Origin of the sequence: Shewanella sp. MR-4, assembly GCF_000014685.1 — a bacterium.
Taxonomy (GTDB): Bacteria; Pseudomonadota; Gammaproteobacteria; order Enterobacterales; family Shewanellaceae; genus Shewanella.
The window spans coordinates 3,543,654-3,560,711 of sequence record NC_008321.1; the positions used below are offsets into that span (position 1 = coordinate 3,543,654).

Annotated in this window: 15 protein-coding genes; 8 read left to right on the plus strand and 7 right to left on the minus strand. The window is 46.9% G+C overall.

Going from position 1 to position 17,058, the window contains the following annotated elements; translation table 11 throughout:
• Positions 1-227 precede the first annotated feature (227 nt).
• The 4 genes from SHEWMR4_RS15545 (at position 228) to SHEWMR4_RS15560 (ending at position 4,611) form a co-directional block, all read left to right on the plus strand.
• Positions 228-1,346: an OmpA family protein gene (locus tag SHEWMR4_RS15545; protein WP_011623713.1), complete on the plus strand. Its 1,119-nt coding sequence runs from the start codon at positions 228-230 to the stop codon at positions 1,344-1,346.
• A gap of 248 nt (positions 1,347-1,594) precedes the next feature.
• Positions 1,595-2,551, plus strand: a complete 957-nt coding sequence (gene tal, locus SHEWMR4_RS15550; protein ID WP_011623714.1) for a transaldolase — start codon at positions 1,595-1,597, stop codon at positions 2,549-2,551.
• Positions 2,552-2,571: 20 nt separating this feature from the next.
• Positions 2,572-4,209 (plus strand): glucose-6-phosphate isomerase, encoded by a 1,638-nt coding sequence (gene pgi / locus SHEWMR4_RS15555; RefSeq protein WP_011623715.1) that lies wholly within the window; start codon positions 2,572-2,574, stop codon positions 4,207-4,209.
• 216 nt (positions 4,210-4,425) lie between these two features.
• On the plus strand, positions 4,426-4,611 hold the full coding sequence (locus tag SHEWMR4_RS15560; RefSeq protein ID WP_007650190.1) for a DUF3545 family protein: 186 nt from the start codon (positions 4,426-4,428) through the stop codon (positions 4,609-4,611).
• Positions 4,612-4,678: 67 nt separating this feature from the next.
• Here SHEWMR4_RS15560 and SHEWMR4_RS15565 read toward each other — a convergent pair whose 3' ends face one another.
• The 4 genes from SHEWMR4_RS15565 to SHEWMR4_RS15580 form a co-directional block, all read right to left on the minus strand.
• Positions 4,679-5,215: a hemerythrin domain-containing protein gene (locus SHEWMR4_RS15565; RefSeq protein ID WP_011623716.1), complete on the minus strand. Its 537-nt coding sequence runs from the start codon at positions 5,213-5,215 to the stop codon at positions 4,679-4,681.
• A gap of 221 nt (positions 5,216-5,436) precedes the next feature.
• Positions 5,437-6,159: a hypothetical protein gene (locus SHEWMR4_RS15570; RefSeq protein WP_011623717.1), complete on the minus strand. Its 723-nt coding sequence runs from the start codon at positions 6,157-6,159 to the stop codon at positions 5,437-5,439.
• Positions 6,152-6,754 carry a sigma-70 family RNA polymerase sigma factor gene (locus SHEWMR4_RS15575; protein WP_011717976.1) on the minus strand — a complete coding sequence of 201 codons (603 nt, stop codon included), beginning with the start codon at positions 6,752-6,754 and terminating at the stop codon, positions 6,152-6,154. Before SHEWMR4_RS15575 ends, SHEWMR4_RS15570 begins: the two co-directional genes overlap by 8 nt.
• 47 nt (positions 6,755-6,801) lie before the next feature.
• The gene (locus tag SHEWMR4_RS15580; protein WP_011623719.1) at positions 6,802-8,676 is read right to left on the minus strand and encodes a vWA domain-containing protein; all 1,875 of its coding nucleotides are present in this window, start codon (positions 8,674-8,676) and stop codon (positions 6,802-6,804) included.
• Between the two features lie 225 nt (positions 8,677-8,901).
• Between SHEWMR4_RS15580 and dauA the strand changes: the two genes are divergently transcribed.
• From dauA to SHEWMR4_RS15600, 4 genes are all read left to right on the plus strand, one after another.
• A complete protein-coding gene (gene dauA / locus SHEWMR4_RS15585; protein WP_041408844.1) occupies positions 8,902-10,662 on the plus strand; it encodes a C4-dicarboxylic acid transporter DauA in 1,761 nt (586 codons plus the stop codon).
• A 255-nt stretch (positions 10,663-10,917) separates the two neighbouring features.
• Positions 10,918-11,409 carry a 5-(carboxyamino)imidazole ribonucleotide mutase gene (purE, locus tag SHEWMR4_RS15590; protein ID WP_011623721.1) on the plus strand — a complete coding sequence of 164 codons (492 nt, stop codon included), beginning with the start codon at positions 10,918-10,920 and terminating at the stop codon, positions 11,407-11,409.
• Positions 11,409-12,506 carry a 5-(carboxyamino)imidazole ribonucleotide synthase gene (purK, locus tag SHEWMR4_RS15595; protein WP_011623722.1) on the plus strand — a complete coding sequence of 366 codons (1,098 nt, stop codon included), beginning with the start codon at positions 11,409-11,411 and terminating at the stop codon, positions 12,504-12,506. Before purE ends, purK begins: the two co-directional genes overlap by 1 nt.
• A 154-nt stretch (positions 12,507-12,660) precedes the next feature.
• Positions 12,661-13,923: a sensor domain-containing diguanylate cyclase gene (locus SHEWMR4_RS15600; protein WP_011623723.1), complete on the plus strand. Its 1,263-nt coding sequence runs from the start codon at positions 12,661-12,663 to the stop codon at positions 13,921-13,923.
• Positions 13,924-13,998: 75 nt separating this feature from the next.
• Here SHEWMR4_RS15600 and SHEWMR4_RS15605 read toward each other — a convergent pair whose 3' ends face one another.
• The 3 genes from SHEWMR4_RS15605 to gshA form a co-directional block, all read right to left on the minus strand.
• The gene (locus SHEWMR4_RS15605; RefSeq protein ID WP_011623724.1) at positions 13,999-14,616 is read right to left on the minus strand and encodes a hypothetical protein; all 618 of its coding nucleotides are present in this window, start codon (positions 14,614-14,616) and stop codon (positions 13,999-14,001) included.
• A 156-nt stretch (positions 14,617-14,772) separates the two neighbouring features.
• The gene (locus tag SHEWMR4_RS15610) at positions 14,773-15,234 is read right to left on the minus strand and encodes a hypothetical protein (RefSeq protein ID WP_011623725.1); all 462 of its coding nucleotides are present in this window, start codon (positions 15,232-15,234) and stop codon (positions 14,773-14,775) included.
• The gene (gene gshA, locus SHEWMR4_RS15615) at positions 15,234-16,883 is read right to left on the minus strand and encodes a glutamate--cysteine ligase (protein ID WP_011623726.1); all 1,650 of its coding nucleotides are present in this window, start codon (positions 16,881-16,883) and stop codon (positions 15,234-15,236) included. Before gshA ends, SHEWMR4_RS15610 begins: the two co-directional genes overlap by 1 nt.
• Positions 16,884-17,058 lie beyond the last annotated feature (175 nt).

Genomic DNA, 17,058 nt, shown 5'->3' on the forward strand with positions numbered 1-17,058 from the left:
ATTAACAAATAAAAAACAATTTAGGGCATCCTTCGGGATGCCCTTTTAACATTAATCAAAAATAACAACATGCTATTCCATAAAAAAACTTTGGACTAAGCACTGGAAAAATTTAACAAATGCAGTGATAATTAATCGCTGGCTACAATACCAAAGGATCCCCACACTAAGTGCTAGCAATGTTTTGCATAAAACCTGCAAAGCATATTGGTGGAGAATCATAAACAATGGACTTAGAGAAAATGATGAAGAATACATTAAAAGTAGTTTTGCTTACATCAATGCTTCCACTTGCTGCCAGTGCATCTCAAGAGTTAACACCTTGGTATGTTGGTGCAGGTTTAGGCGTTAATAACTATGAACACATTGCAACTGACAACGGCGATGACAACCCATACGCATGGGACATCTTCGCAGGCTATATGTTTAATGACTACTTTGGTGCTGAAATCGGCTATCGTGATCTAGGTAGTGCAGATTGGACCTATGCAGGCATTGGCAATGATGCAGACGTTAAAGGTGCAACTCTTGGCTTAGTTGGCGTATGGCCACTAGGTAACCGTTGGAGCCTATCTGCTGAAGCCGGCGCAATGTACTACACCCTAGAAAACAACCAACGCGTTGGTAGCGTTTCTACTTCTTACAGCGAAAACGACTTTGCACCTTACTTCGGTGCAGGTGTTGGCTACAACTTCACCGATAACCTGAAGTTACAAGCTAAATACCGTCGCTACGAAAACTTAGACGATAACGCAGGCGCCAATGCGATTGTTCCAGTAAACGCTGACAGCAACTACTGGGGCTTAGAATTAAGCTACCGTTTCGGATCTCCTGCTGCGCCAGTAGCTGCAGCTGTTGTTGCAGCAACGCCAGTTGACTCTGACAACGATGGTGTTTACGACGATAAAGATCAGTGTCCAGCGACTCCAGCAACTCACAAAGTTGACTCTGTTGGCTGTACTATCTATGAAAACGTTAAGAAGCAAGAAGATGTAGGTTCTATCCAGTTTGCTAACGATTCTGCAGTAGTGAAGAAAGAGTACTACAAAGACATCGAAAGACTGGCTAACTACCTGAACAAGAACCCAGAATTCACTGTTGAAATTGCTGGTCACGCTTCTAACGTAGGTAAACCAGACTACAACATGACTCTGTCTGACAAGCGTGCTGACGCTGTTGCTAAGATCCTTGTTGAAAAATATGGTATCAGCCAAAGCCGTGTAACTTCTAACGGTTACGGTATCACTAAGCCATTAGTCGCTGGTGACAGTAAAGAAGCTCATGCAGCTAACCGTCGCATCGAAGCTATCGTGACAACTACTGAAAAACAACCTGTTCTGAAGTAATTGCACTATTAAGAATTTAAAAGTCGCTGCTTGCAGCGACTTTTTGTTTTTATAACATCTACACTATGCAATCTGATGACGCTTAGCTCACTGTTGTAATGCAATCACAGCTTTTCGCCTAAATTCGATATAGTTTTACCATTTTTGTAATTTTTTTACATTGATGGTTGGAAAAGTTGGCAAAATCGCTTCTAATAGTCATCAGTTCATTTCTGAGTTTAGACCGCTATCTGAGAAGGATGTTTTTCATGGCAAATACATTAGAGCAACTCAAGTCATACACTACGATTGTGGCCGATACTGGCGATATTGAAGCGATCAAACGCTATCAGCCAGAAGACGCAACGACCAACCCATCACTCATTTTAAAAGCGGCTCAAATTCCCGAGTACAGTGCTTTAATCGACAATGCTATCGCATGGGCTAAATTACAAAGTGCTGATATTGAGCAACAGATTGATGATGCCAGCGATAAACTTGCAGTGAACATTGGTGTCGAGATTTTAAAACTGGTCCCTGGCCGTATTTCGACCGAAGTGGATGCCCGCTTATCCTTCGATAAAGAAAAATCCATTGCGAAAGCGCATAAGCTAGTACGTCTGTACCAAGAAGCGGGTGTAGATAAATCTCGCATTCTGATCAAATTAGCCTCAACTTGGGAAGGCATTTGTGCCGCCAAAGAGTTAGAGCAAGAAGGCATCAACTGTAACTTAACCCTACTATTTAGCTTTGCTCAAGCACGTGCCTGTGCAGAAGCTGGCGTGTACTTAATTTCTCCATTCGTTGGCCGTATTCTCGACTGGTACAAAAAAGACACAGGTAAAGACTATGACGCAGTAAATGACCCAGGTGTTGTTTCTGTGACTGAAATTTACAACTACTACAAACAGCATGGCTATAACACAGTAGTCATGGGTGCAAGTTTCCGTAATATCGGTGAAATCATCGAATTAGCGGGCTGTGATCGCCTGACTATTGGCCCTTCATTACTCGAAGAGCTGGCAAACTCTCAAGTTACTATTCAACCTAAACTCATTCCTGCCAGCACCACAGTTGCTGCCGGTGAGCCTTTAACCGAAGCGCAATTCCGCTGGGACTTCAACCAAGATCCTATGGCTGTCGACAAGTTAGCAGAAGGTATCCGTAACTTCGCCATCGACCAAGGCAAACTCGAAGTCATGCTCAAGGCAAAACTGGCAAACTAAGTATCTTCGGAGACGATTCGATGACTATCTTGACCCAAAGCACAACTTGGCAAGCGTTAGCAGCGCATAGCCATCAGATCCCGCATATGCGGGAACTCTTTGCAGGCGATCCTGCACGCTTTAGCAACATGTCGCTTTCTACCTGTGGCTTATTTTTAGATTATTCAAAAAATAGAGCGACACCTGAAACACTCAACTTGCTGCAGACACTGGCGCAAGAGGCAAAGCTTGACGCTAAAATCAAGGCGATGTTTGCCGGTGATATAATTAACACCACAGAAAAGCGCGCCGTGTTACATACCGCACTGCGCAGCACCGCCGAGCAATCCATTGTTGCCGAAGGTCAAGATATCGTTCCTGAAGTACAGCAAACGCTGAACAAGATGCAGCAGTTTGTCACTTCAGTCACCTCAGGACAATGGAAAGGTTTCACTGGCAAAGCCATTACCGATATCGTCAGTATCGGTATCGGTGGCTCGTTCCTCGGGCCAAAGATTGTTTCCCAAGCATTACGCCCATACTGGATTACTGGTTTAAACTGCCATTTCGTTGCCAACGTTGATGGCACCTCGATCAGTGAAAAGCTTAAGCTGCTCGATCCTGAAACCACCTTATTTATCATGTCGTCTAAGTCTTTTGGTACACAAGAGACTCTGACCAATACCCTAACGGCGAAGGCGTGGTTCTTAGCCAAAGGCGGTTCACAGTCAGATGTGGCGAAACACTTTGTTGCCGTGACCTCTAACGTGGCAAAAGCGACTGATTTTGGTATCGATGCTGACAATATTTTCCCAATGTGGGACTGGGTTGGTGGTCGTTATTCACTTTGGTCAGCCATTGGTTTACCCATAGCTTTACTCATCGGCATGGATAACTTCCGCTCCTTATTAAAGGGCGCGCACCAAATGGATACACATTTTGCCAATGCGCCTCTAGCGGAAAACATGCCAGTGATCATGGGGCTATTCTCTCTGTGGTATGGCAATTTCTTTAATGCTCAAAGCCATGTGGTATTAACTTACGATCATTACCTACGTGGACTTCCCGCTTACTTCCAGCAACTGGATATGGAAAGTAACGGTAAGTCAGTCACCCTTAATGGCACCCATGTGGATTACAGCACGGGTCCTGTGATTTGGGGCGGCGAAGGCACAAATGGTCAGCACGCTTATCACCAGCTGCTGCATCAAGGTACCGCATTAATCCCGGCAGATTTCATTATGCCGCTGCAAAGCCATAATCCTATTGGTGAGCACCATGATCAGTTAGCCTCTAACTGCTTCGGACAGACTCAGGCACTCATGCAAGGCCGCACCTTAGATGAAGCGTTGGCCGAATTGAGCAAGAGCAGCTTAAGTGATGAAGAAAAGTTACTTATCGCCAAACACAAAGTTATGCCAGGCAATAAGCCAAGCAATACTTTGTTAATGGATAAGCTGACTCCTGAAACCTTAGGTGCACTGATTGCGCTCTATGAACACAGAACCTTTGTCCAAGGCGCCATTTGGGACATCAACTCCTTCGACCAATGGGGTGTTGAACTCGGTAAAAGCTTAGGCAATGACGTGCTCGCCCGCATCGGCGCAGAGCAAGACGCCACCGCCTTGGATGCCTCGAGCAATGGGTTAATTAACCTATATCGACAGGGCAAAATCTGATCGAACAAAAAGCCAGCAATAGCTGGCTTTTTTATTGTATCTCTTTAATAATCTTAAGATATTCGTCAACAAGCTCATCTACTTCATTCGTCAAAATCAATGACATATCATTCAAACTTCATTTCAAGTTAACACAAATGAAACATAATTCTTGCACCCTGTTTTGAAAATATGTTATTTAATCGCTGACAAAACATACAACAACAGGAGGTTACCATGGATCGTTTAGATTATGGTTGTGCGCTAGATGAAGTCGTAGAAAGACCCGATCGCTCGCGAGGCTCCAATAAAAAGCGTAAGTGGCGAGAAATTGAAGCGTTAAAGGACAAACATCGTTTACTCAAGGAACTTCAAGAGATTGATAACAACTTTGATTACGATATAGACGCTATCCAGTTGTAACCCATTGTTTGATAAACAGCATATAAAGAAAAAGCGCCAATGGCGCTTTTTCTGTTTTTGCCGTCCGCTATTCGGCTGTCCTGAGGTAAGAGCGCAGCTCATCAAAGGCCTGTTGCTCGCGGTCGAGGAATAACGGATCATCGATTAAAGATGCTTGGCATTGCTGCTCAATAACCAGCCAATCTTTGTCGGTTAAGGTTTTAGCCAGTAACGGGAAAATCTCCCGCTCTTCCATTTGCATGTGCTTTTCTTGTAGCTCAATGTATTCGGCAAAATCGATGACTAACTTATCCCTCGCAACGACTATGTCACTCAAGATAAGATTCAAAGTATTCATCAATGCCGAGGAGGCTGCAGTAACCATTTGATGCTCTGCGCTAAGCTTGTCAACTTCATCATTCGCCTTATGCGCCAAATAGTAAGCATAAATAATGTCTTCAACAGGATGATGACTATGCTCAGCATATCCTTGCATATACTCGACTATGTCCCGAACCACGATAAAATTAATAGCTTCGCCTTCAGCTAATTTCATCTGCTTGTTTTTCAAGACATTCAATAACACTGCTATATGTTTGTGATCATGCATGAGTCTTTTAAGCATATCGCCTCCTGAACTGGGACTCTGACTATTGATACTAGTCAAGTCGTTTATCGATCTCCAATATAACAGGCGAATTCGTGTTCACTTTATGACCATGATCAAGTAATTAACATGAGAGTCGGTAAAAAAGAGCGAATGAACAGGCAAGTAAACCCTAAATATCAGATTAAGAGTGAACAGTGAGTTAGCTAAAATGAATCTAACTCACTGTTTATATTTTGTTATTTACTTAATTGATTTAACTGGAGTTGCAATAATTTAAACTTCGCAATCGCTTGCGTATCATCTGCGGTTGCTTCTCCCTCGGCTTTTGCCAACTCTGGGTATTGCTTCATCAGCGTCTGCACTAAAGCAGATGCATCCTGTGTTTGTTTGGCTTCAATCAAAGCTTGTAAGCGTGTTAAAGACTCCATCAGAGCTTCTTCCCGAGCCATTACAGGTGTATCTTGCTGCGGTAGTGCCCGTGCCATTTGTGGTGCTGCTCGAGACTCTAGTTGCTGATTTTCCTGCGCAGACATCTTAGCCTGTGCCCTCATCGCTTCCCTTTGCCTATTTTGTGTGGCGGCTTCTTCCCTAGCTTGATGCGCCATATCTGCTTGTTGTGCAGCATTATCTAACTCAGCCTGAGCGGGCATAGGCGCACTCATAGTCAGAGCGGCTGGCGCAACTAACTCTTCCTCAAAATGGCCTCGGTTGAGGATCACTAAACCGACGACGAGCACTAAGGAGGCTGCGCTCGATAACGCCCATGGAAAACGGCGCCACACAGGCGTGACAGAGGGCTTGAGCTGGTTAACGTTAATGTCTGCCAAATGGGCCTGTGACAGGCGCAAAATATCTTGGTCAAGTCGCTCAGGTGGCATCTCCAGTGCTTGCTTGTGATACCAAGCCGAAACTTCCTGACGTAGCGCCTCTTCTTCCGATGACAGAGTCGAATTACTCATGACCAACCTCCTGCCATTTAGCATTGACACAATCTTTTAAGCTTTGATACGCGTAGCGAATGCGGCTCTTGGTCGCTTCGAGTGTTACCCCTGCGATATCGCTTATCACTGCAGCGGTAAAACCCATTTCGATATTGAGAATAAAGGCCTCTTTTTGCACTTGGGGTAACAGGGCAATACAGGTTTTCAGCAACAAGCTTTTTTGCGTTTCCTGCCAATGCACATCGGGTTGTTCCTGCTCTGCTCCCACAAAAGTATCTAGCCCTTCCTCGTTATCGTGACTGACTAGATCAACTGGCTTAACCGCCCTGACGTGATCAATCAACAGATTATGGGCAATCCGATAGAGCCAAGTATTAAACTTGGCGCTCGGCTCATAATTGGCGGCGGCACGGATCACCCGTCCCCAGGTTTCTTGATATAAATCTTCGGCTAACTGTTTGTCACCGAGTTGGCGCACAAAGTAACGGTACAAGGCGCCTTTGTGTTTAAGATAAAGCTGCTCAAACGCTTTGCCATCGCCCTTGGCATAGCGTTGCATTAACTGCTCATCGGTATGCTCATGGGCATGCATTTGCGGTATCGCCAAGGCCATAGCAGCTCCCTCATGGTTAACTAACTGAAACATAATAATTTGGCACATCACTGATGCGGTTTATCCTCGGGCGGGAAAGGTTTATCTCCGGCATCAAAGGATTTTTTGATTGGCACTCGCTGTGTTTGTGCGAGTATCGCAGCGGTATCGACAAGTTGCATAAATTCATGTCGGTAGCCGCTAGTATCTTCCCCCAGCGCAGAACGTGTGAGCGCACTAAGCTTATTATAATCAAATTGATGCAAATAGTGGCTTTGATTCAGTAACTGTCCTAATCCTGCCACTGCAGCGGCAAAACGAAAATCGTCACTCGCCTGCGCTAATGAGTTTGCCCTTTGGTCGGCACGAATTGGATAACTCAGTAACTGGCTTTGAGTCGCATCCGGTAGCTGATAACGTAATTTCAGAAAGGCGATTTCATCACGGCTATATTTTTCATTGCCAGTCTTGGGATTATAGCCATAGCGAAGTTTATCATTAGCCAAATTTCCCGCATCAACATAACGCAGCTCATATAGCGCCGTCACAGTATGCCCAGCGCCTATTTCGCCCGCATCCACCTTATCATTATTAAAATCTTCACGCGCTAAGGCACGGTTCTCATAACCAATAAGACGATACTCAGCCACAAGGGCGGGATTAAACTCGACCTGCACTTTCACCTCTTTGGCTATGGTCAGTAAGGTTGCACTTAACTGTTCCACCAGCACTTTTCTCGCTTCATTGAGGGAATCAATATAGGCGTATTGTCCATTGCCTTTATCGGCTAATTGCTCCATTAGATGGTCATTGTAGTCGCCCATACCAAAGCCGAGCGTCGTTAGCCCAATGCCCAGTTGCTTCTGCGCGCTAACCAAATCGATTAACTCATCGAGGTTAGTCGTGCCGACATTAAAGTCACCGTCGGTCGCAAATATCACTCGATTGATGCCGCCTTCAACCAAGTGCTTTTTCGCAAGCTGATAGGCAAGCTGAATACCCTGCGCCCCATTGGTAGAACCACCCGCACTGAGCTGCTCTAACGCATAGTTAAGGGTTTGACTGTCGTTACCCGCCGCGCCATCTAACACCACACCAGCTGCGCCAGCGTAGACGACAATCGATACCTTATCCTGAGCACCCAGTTGCTGAGTCAGCATTTTCAAGGCAGTTTGCAATAGAGGTAATTTATCGGGCGATGCCATCGACCCTGACACATCCAGCAGAAACACTAAGTTACTGGCGCCGAGTTCTGCTTTACTCTGCTCATATCCCTTCAAACCGATGCGAAGTAACATCATGTCATAGTTATAGGGCGATGGTGCAAGCTCAGTGGTAACACTAAATGGCGCCTCATTTTTACTCGGTAATGGATAGTCATAGGAAAAATAATTCAGCATTTCTTCGACCCGCAGCGTGTCCTTTTGCGGTAATCGCCCCTCCTTTAGCATTCGCCTTAACGTCGTGTAACTACCAGTATCGACATCGATAGCAAAGGTCGAGACAGGGGTTTCCCCCGCAACCATGATGCCGTTTTGCACTTGTTTCTCAAATCGATTGCGCTCTGGTGGCACAGCCCCAGGCCAATCGCCGTTTAACGCGGGCGCCGCACTGATAGTGGCAGCAGGCTGAGCGATATAGGCTCGATGCTCAGCATTCATTGTCCGCAATTTTGTTGACGTGGCTTGTTCATGTATGGCGATTGCAGCATCTCTTTGCCTATTGGCCTGACGCTCAACACTGTCCTTTAACTCTACTTGCTGCTTAAGCTCAGCCTGTTGCTCGGCGGCGAGTTTTGTTTGATCGGCTAATTCAGCACGCTTTTGCTGGTCGTCGGATTTATCACTGCAACCATTCAAGCCGAGCAAAATAGCGAGTGTTAATCCCGAAACGACAATGCTTGAGAGCGTTTTACGGCGAAAGACTGAAGATGGATATCTCATGTTACTAGCCTCATGATAGTGACCTCTAAGGTTGATATCCCTATAAACGCCGCCTCGGCACAAAAGGGTTATTTCATTGGGAAAATGGTTACATTCGATTTGCCAAGCACAGTATTTATCAAAAACAAAGACATTTAATCGTCTTTTGTAACTATGATCACACAAGGAGATGTTTCTGGACTCTAGAATAGAGCCTTGTAACAAGCCGCGTTTATGGACCCACACGTGTCACACTCTGCTCATTTGTTTTCATTAAGAATTGCCCACGCCCTTAGCGAGGCGTGCGTAAAAGATAAATATTCGGTTAAGCGTTTTGGACAAGATCTACTGGCGGGACTGACCGTCGGGATTATTGCCATTCCGCTCGCAATGGCACTGGCGATTGCCAGCGGTGTCGCACCACAATATGGCCTATACACCGCCATTGTCGGTGGTTTTATCATTGCCATGACGGGCGGCTCCCGTTATAGCGTGTCGGGACCAACGGCCGCCTTCGTGGTCTTACTCTATCCCATCGCCCAGCAATTTGGTTTGGCGGGACTGCTTATTGCCACCGTAATGTCAGGCATGATGTTGGTTGCCATGGCCATGCTAAGACTGGGCCGATTAATTCTCTACATACCAGAGTCTGTCACCTTAGGTTTTACCGCGGGGATTGGAGTGGTGATTGCGACCTTGCAGCTAAAAGACTTTTTTGGCCTGCATATAGAGCACATGCCGGAGCAATATTTTGCCAAACTCATGGCCTTAGGTCAGGCATTGCCAAGCCTACACTTGCCGAGCTTGCTAGTAGCCGCAGCCACCTTAGCGACTATGCTACTCTGGCCTAAGTTGAAGATGCCTGTGCCAGCGCATCTGCCCGCAATCGCCTTAGGCAGTATTCTTGCCTTAGTGTTAAATACCATGGGTGCAGATATTGAAACCATAGGGACACGTTTCCATTATCAATTAAGCGATGGCAGTGTCGGCACCGGCATACCCGCTGTTTTACCCCACTTTGAATGGCCATGGTTACAAACGGGCGCCAATGGCCAAGCCTTTGAATTTAATCTGGCGACCTTTCAAGCCTTACTCCCTGCCGCCTTCGCGATTGCCATGCTAGGCGCTATTGAGTCGCTACTGTGTGCCGTGGTACTCGATGGCATGACGGGAAAACGCCACAGCGCAAACAGTGAACTCCTCGGCCAGGGTATAGGTAACATTATTACTCCCTTCTTTGGCGGTATCCCGGCAACGGCGGCCATCGCCCGTAGCGCGGCAAACGTTAAGGCGGGGGCCCAGAGCCCGATAGCATCGATGATCCACGCCATTGTGGTATTGATTGGTCTAGTCGCACTCGCAGGGATTTTAGCCTATTTACCCATGTCGGCCATGGCTGCATTATTACTGGTCGTTGCCTGGAATATGAGCGAGGCGCCTAAAGCGGTGCACTTACTCAAAACCGCACCCACCAGCGATATCTTAGTGTTTTTAACCTGTTTTTCACTCACAGTGATTTTCGATATGGTGATCGCCATCAGCGTGGGAATTATCTTAGCCGCACTACTGTTTATGAAAGAAATAGCCGAGATGACCAAGCTCTATGATATCAGCACCAATAAGCGCTATGTTGATCAACCACTTCCCGCAGATTGGGCTGTGATAAAGATTAATGGGCCATTATTCTTTGCCGCGGCCGACCGGATTTTTGCCGAGATAGCGAGCCTTACCCAAGATAAACAAGTGATAGTGCTTTACTTAGATGGGGTATCAATTCTCGATGCCGGTGGCCTTGCTGCACTCAATAAACTCATTGATAAATGTAAACTTAACCACACTAAACTGATTGTGGCCGATCTGCAGTTTCAGCCCATTCGCACCCTAGCGAGGGCCAAGGTGCAACCGATTGAAGGGGTATTGAAGTTTTATCCTACCCTGCGCGAAGCGTTGGCGGAGGCGCCGGCACCAGAACTGGCCGTCGAAGCAAGTGCAGCCACTCACTCCTAAGGTTAGCGATAGCAGTGTGTCTCCAGAGTCCTCATCGGGCTTTGGAGCATGCATTAATTTAAGCCCATTCAGCGAACACTTTATCCACGCTAAAAGCGCTATTTTTACGCGCAAAAAAAGTCAGAAATCAAGCTTTACATGCTATTATTCTGCGCCATGATGCTCCCGGCTCTGACAGGGGTTGCGGACATCGACTGTACCCAGACCTGATACAAGGTCGAAATATAATTAAAATTAGTGAGTTAAGGAGTTATCATGCAAGCCCTTGTTGCTGTTGTTATGGGTTCTAAGAGTGATTGGCCCACAATGGAAGCCGCCGCTGAGATCATGGATAAACTGCAAGTGCCTTACCATGTTGAAGTCGTATCTGCCCATAGAACGCCAGATAAACTGATGGAGTTTGCAGCCAGTGCAGCTGACCGTGGTTTTAAAATTATTATCGGTGGTGCGGGCGGTGCTGCTCACTTACCCGGTATGATTGCCTCAAAAACTCGCTTACCCGTATTAGGTGTACCAGTACAAAGCAAAGCGCTGTCGGGCATGGATAGCTTACTGTCTATCGTGCAGATGCCAAAAGGCATTGCCGTAGGCACACTGGCCATCGGAACCGCTGGAGCCTTTAACGCCGGATTACTCGCCTGCCAAATTCTTGCGAATAACGATGCCGAACTTGCCACGCGTTTAGAAGCCTTTAGAGAAGAACAAACCCGCGCAGTGCTGGACAATCCCGATCCGAGGGAAGCCTAATGACTCAAGCAAGTGCAAAACCTAAGGTTTGGGTATTAGGTAATGGTCAGCTCGGCGCCATGCTAACTCACGCTGGCGAGCCGCTGGCTATTGATGTTCGCGCCGTCGATATCATGACGCCCACCGATGAAATCCTGCCGCTGGCACCTCACGATATCATCACCGCCGAACGCGAGCAGTGGCCCGAATCCGCCCTAAGCTTACAACTCAGCACCCATCCGCATTTTGTTAACGGCCCAGTATTTAGCCGTTTAGCTGACCGTTATAGCCAAAAAAGCTTACTCGATCAGATCCAAGTCCCAACCGCGCCTTGGACACTCGTAGATGATAAGACCGACGCCGAAAACCTATACCAAGCCTTTGGTCCTCGCGTGCTGATGAAGCGCCGCACGGGTGGCTACGACGGTAAGGGTCAACATTGGCTAAAACAAGCCGAAGCGGGAGAGATCCCCCAAGATTGGCGTAACTTGGCCATTGCCGAGCAAGCAATTAACTTCGATGAAGAAGTGTCCTTAGTCGGCGTACGTACCCGTGAAGGTCAATGCGTGTTTTATCCATTAACACTTAACCTGCATCAAGACGGCATTTTGATGGCATCGATTTCGCCACTGACTCGTCTGAATCACCTGCAAGCACAAGCGGAAGGCATGCTGAGCGCTATTATGCATGAGCTGGAATATGTCGGCGTGATGGCGATGGAATGTTTCCGAGTTGGCGATAAGCTGCTGGTTAACGAGTTAGCCCCGCGGGTGCACAACTCTGGCCATTGGACCCAAGCGGGTACCCATATGGATCAATTCCAACTGCATTTAAGAGCCCTGTGCGGCATTGCTATTCCGCAGCCACAGGTAAACTTTCAATGCGTGATGGTCAACCTGATTGGTATCGATAACGATACCCGTTGGTTAAGCCTGCCTAATGCCGAGCTTTATTGGTACAACAAAGAAGTGCGATCTGGCCGTAAAGTCGGGCACTTAAATCTTTCGGTACCTAATCTTGCCGTGTTAAAAGACAGCATTGGCGCACTACAAACTTGGATGCCAAGCCAATATCAAGCGCCCCTCGCGTGGATTTTAGCAGAGTTTGCTAAAGACTAACGGAGCCACGCATATAACTGATAAGGGAGTATATTTGTTCCCTTATCAGTCAATTTCTCATCTTGGTTATATACTTATCCATACTCAGCGTGAATGAGTTAGTGGTGTAGTGATTAAAGCTGACTAACCGGAGCACGAATAAGGGAACTGCCGAGTGAAATTAAGGGATAATTTTAAACGTAAAACCATAGACCGCTTAGACTACCGCTATCATCTATTACTGCTGATAGTGCCAATACTGCTATTCGTCTTATTGTTTGTGTTTAATGCTCCCACCGAAGGCTGGACTATCCTTCCATTGCTGTTTGTCTGTCTTATCTATGTGTTTGCCTACAGCTTAATTTATTATCTTCATCAGGGTCGCTTAACGCGGCTATGGCTGCATTTAGAGCAGGTTGTCAGTATTAACGATGCCATTTACGAGCTTGCCCACTTATCGAGCCAATATAAAAACGAGCATGCGTTTCTCGACGCGCTGCTTAATAAAGCCGTCTGTATCATTAACGGTGCAGAAATGGGCAGCATCATCAAAGTCAACGAAGAGACCCATAGACTGCATTTCGAATCCGTTGTTGGGCTCGACCTTAACATGCTCAAGCAATTGAATTTTTCCCTCGAGCAATCCTTCGAGTATCGTCTCACTAAAGGGAAATGTGACCGTGTAGTTGTGGTCGATGATATGAAAAACATCAATGCCGCCAGCACGCTCACCGAAGAAGAACAACACATCTTACTCACGGCTGCCAAACATCCTATCCGCTCTACGTTGTCCAGCCCAATACGCATTGACGGCAAACTCTACGGCATGCTTAATCTCGATAGCAGTAGCGTTGGCGCATTTAGCGACTACGACCGCAATCTGGTCTCTATCCTCACCCATGAAGCCAGCAATGCGATTGCCTTGTATCAAAAATCGCTGCAAATCACCAAATTGGCGAATTTCGACAATCTCACCGGACTCTATAACCGCAAAAATTTTGAAGATGCCCTACTTCATTGGCAACCCAAGGCACACTTAGGCAGTTATTTGGTGATTATCGATATGGATAATCTCAAGACCATTAATGACCAACAGGGGCACCAAGTCGGCGATCTCGCCATTAAGCAAGTGGCTAAGACTATCCTCGGCTTCTGGAAGCACAAAGGCATTATCTCGCGTTTTGGCGGCGATGAGTTTGTTGCCCTCTGCCATGGTCCGCTTGAGCAGCTCGAAAACGATCTCGATGCCATGCGCCTCAAGCTACACCAAGAGTCATCCCTAAACCTTAACTTCAGCGTGGGGATGTCAGCATTTGACAATGATTGGGCCAAGTCCTTTAAACTGGCGGACCATGCTATGTATGAGCAAAAACGCGGTAAGAAAAAGGCAGTTAAAGCACTCGAAGCCATTGCGGCTAAGAATCAACTAATGCAATAGACATATTGATAGGAGCTTACCCTTGATAAGCTCCTATGGCATGGTTTGTAAACTAACGGAAGAGGAAGAATTAGACTAACCGAAAAATAAGCGCCACAGCCAGGAAGAGTCTAAATCTTCTTTACAGGTTTTATACTGAGCCGCATAACGCTTAGCCCTGTCATCCACCTTAGCCGCGACTTTGACCAGCCACGCCTTAGACTTATAAGTCCCACGACGATAGCCACCCCACCCTTCGTGGTAGTTGAGGTATTGCGCCCTCGCATCCCACTTGGAAACCCCATTGATTTTATTGGTCTTGTAAATAAACCAGCCCATAAAATCCATGGCATCATCAAAATTACTCCGCGAAGACCAGCTGTTTCCCGTCTCGCGGACATAATCATCCCAGGTCATGGTTTTTGCTTGCGCGTAGCCATAGGCATCACTGGCTCGCCCGATGGGAATAAATCCTAAAAAATATTCCATTGGCGGCGCGGCATTATGCTTGAAGGAGCTTTCTTGATACATCATCGCCAGCGGCACATGCACAGGCACGCCCCATTTATCACGGGTGTCCTTAGCCGCTTCGTACCATGAACGATGCTCTTGGAAAATATCGCAAAGGTTATCGGGAGATTTAGGCGGAGAAGTGGCACAGCCAGAGAGGAAACCTATGGATGCACATAACAGAGTTGTCGAAAGCCATCTCATTAATCGCTTGTTCTCCCAAGAAATAAAACTGGCCCATCATCGCACAGTCATAGGGTGAGGCAAAGCGCCAATCCTGTTTTTGGCGCTAAGATCACCTTAGCACCTATTATCAGGTCAAACTCATTAACACAAATGACAATCCGTTGTTAAATCTGATTATTTTGTTTCAGAGCTAAGATCAAACTGGCATTCATGGTTTTCTTGTTGCCACACACCGGGTTCCCAATAGTTGGTATCTTTACCCATATAGCGCTTATCCGTGTGGAATAAGGCGCCAATATGGTAACGCTGATGCCCTTCGACCTTTAACTTAAAGGTTTTAGGAGTGCGCGCACTGAGGGACACGCCTAAAGAAGGCGCATCAATCAGCTCGGCGACCGTGAACTCATATTCCCCCGGCGCCAATTGATAATTAGGTTTAGACACCACGGGCTTACCATTGAGATGGGTCACCACTACGCGATACCAATGGGTGCTAGCATCGGGCTGTAAATACCCAGACACAGTCCCGCAACTTAAGTCATCTTCAGGCGAGGAGGCGCAACCAGACAAGAATGCCGTGAGCCCGAGTAGACTGGCGGCTAGGGTAAGTTTGTGCCCGGTTAAATAGTGACTCATTAGGATGAAGTCCCGAAATAGTCCGTCAGATAATCATCAAAGGATACTGCACTTTGCACCGCTTCGATGTCCGCTTGCTTATTAAGCGATGCTTGCGCCTCGGCTTGATAATCGCTGACAACCTCGGCCGATAAGGGGTAATCCATAAAATATTGGTGATATTGCTGCGCCAGTGACATCACCCATTGTCCATGGTCTTGGCCTTTGGTGATTAATTGCTGAATGACTTGCCCAGACAAGGTCTTTTGTGGGTCATTCACGGCTTCACGCCAATGGGCTAAGGCCGCTTGGTACTCCTGTTTATCGCCATCGAGTAACTTAGCCAATGAATCCAAATGCTCAAACAGATCCAAAAGCCACGTTTGCAGTGAACGCGTTCCTGTCTCGGTTAATAACTCGAGCCCAGGCTTACGGCCTTCAAGCACAACAGATTTTAAGTTAGCACTTAAACGGGCTTCTTCTGCCGCATCGGACTTAGGCGACTCGGTTAATAAGCAATAGAGTAAGAACAAGTCGAGAAAACGCACTTGGTTCTCTTCAATCCCAATCGGGCTGAAGGGGTTCACATCTAATGCACGCACCTCAATATACTCAACCCCTGCACGTGCAAGGGCTTCGGAGGGCTTCTCACCACTTTTGGTGACGCGCTTAGCGCGGATAGGCGAGTAAAATTCGTTTTCAATTTGCAGCACATTAGCATTGAGCTGGCGATATTCACCATCCACTTTCACGCCGATATTGGCAAAGTTGGCCGATGGCATCTTAATCGCGGCTCTCACCCCAGCCAGATACTCGGGCAGGGAGTTATAGCTAATGTTAAGATCTTCCTGCTCTTTATTGGTGTAACCCAGATCGCTCATCCGCAGCGAAGTCGCATAGGGTAGATACAGGGTGCCGCGACCCGATTTTTCAAAGCGTAAATCGGTCTTCTGCCCTTTGATAAAGGAGCTGCACAGCGCAGGCGATGCCCCAAACAGATAAGGTAATACCCAGACTAAACGGCGGTAATTGCGAATAAGGCCAAAGTAAGATTCGGAGATAAAATCCTCGAAGCTCACGCTTTTGTCACTCAACTCATAGAGGCTTTGCCACAATTCCTGTGATACCGAGAAGTTAAAATGCACCCCAGAGATGATCTGCATCAAGGCACCATAACGGTAGGTTAAGCCCTTGCGATACAAGGTTTTCATCTTACCCGTGTTAGAGCTGCCATAACGGGCGACCGGAATATTCTGCTCATCCTTCACGTAACATGGCATGCTCACGGGCCACAGGCGCTGACCATGCAAATGACGCACGCTAAAGGCATGGGTCTCGGTGAGTCCTTGCAATAGGGGACCAACTTGATTGTTTACCGGCGTGATAAATTCAAGCAGTGCTTCACTGTAATCTGTCGTAATGCGCGAATGCGTTAATGCCGAGCCAAGCTCTAATGGATGACCATCTAACGCAAGGTAGCCTGACTCGTCGATACGCAGCGCTTCACGCTCAATTCCACGTAACATGCCAAGGAGTGCGGCACGCCCTTGAGCGTCCGAGAAATGTTGTACTAATTCATTGAATGGCTTCAATTTGCGCTTCTCTGATTGGTGATTCGCTATCGCGACAAGGTTAACAGTCAGACCTTTATTTTGAGGCTTATCTTTCAAAATACGCCTCAAAATAAATCTAAACCTGTCCGTGGAGCAAGCCTAATTACATTCTTCTGCAATAAAACGCAGACGGTGACAGCTAATGCTGTCACCGTCTTACTCGTTAATACTTTAGACTGGCAGCGAGGTTGTGCCGCACAATTAGCTTGTCTGCAATTTATATTGGGTCGAA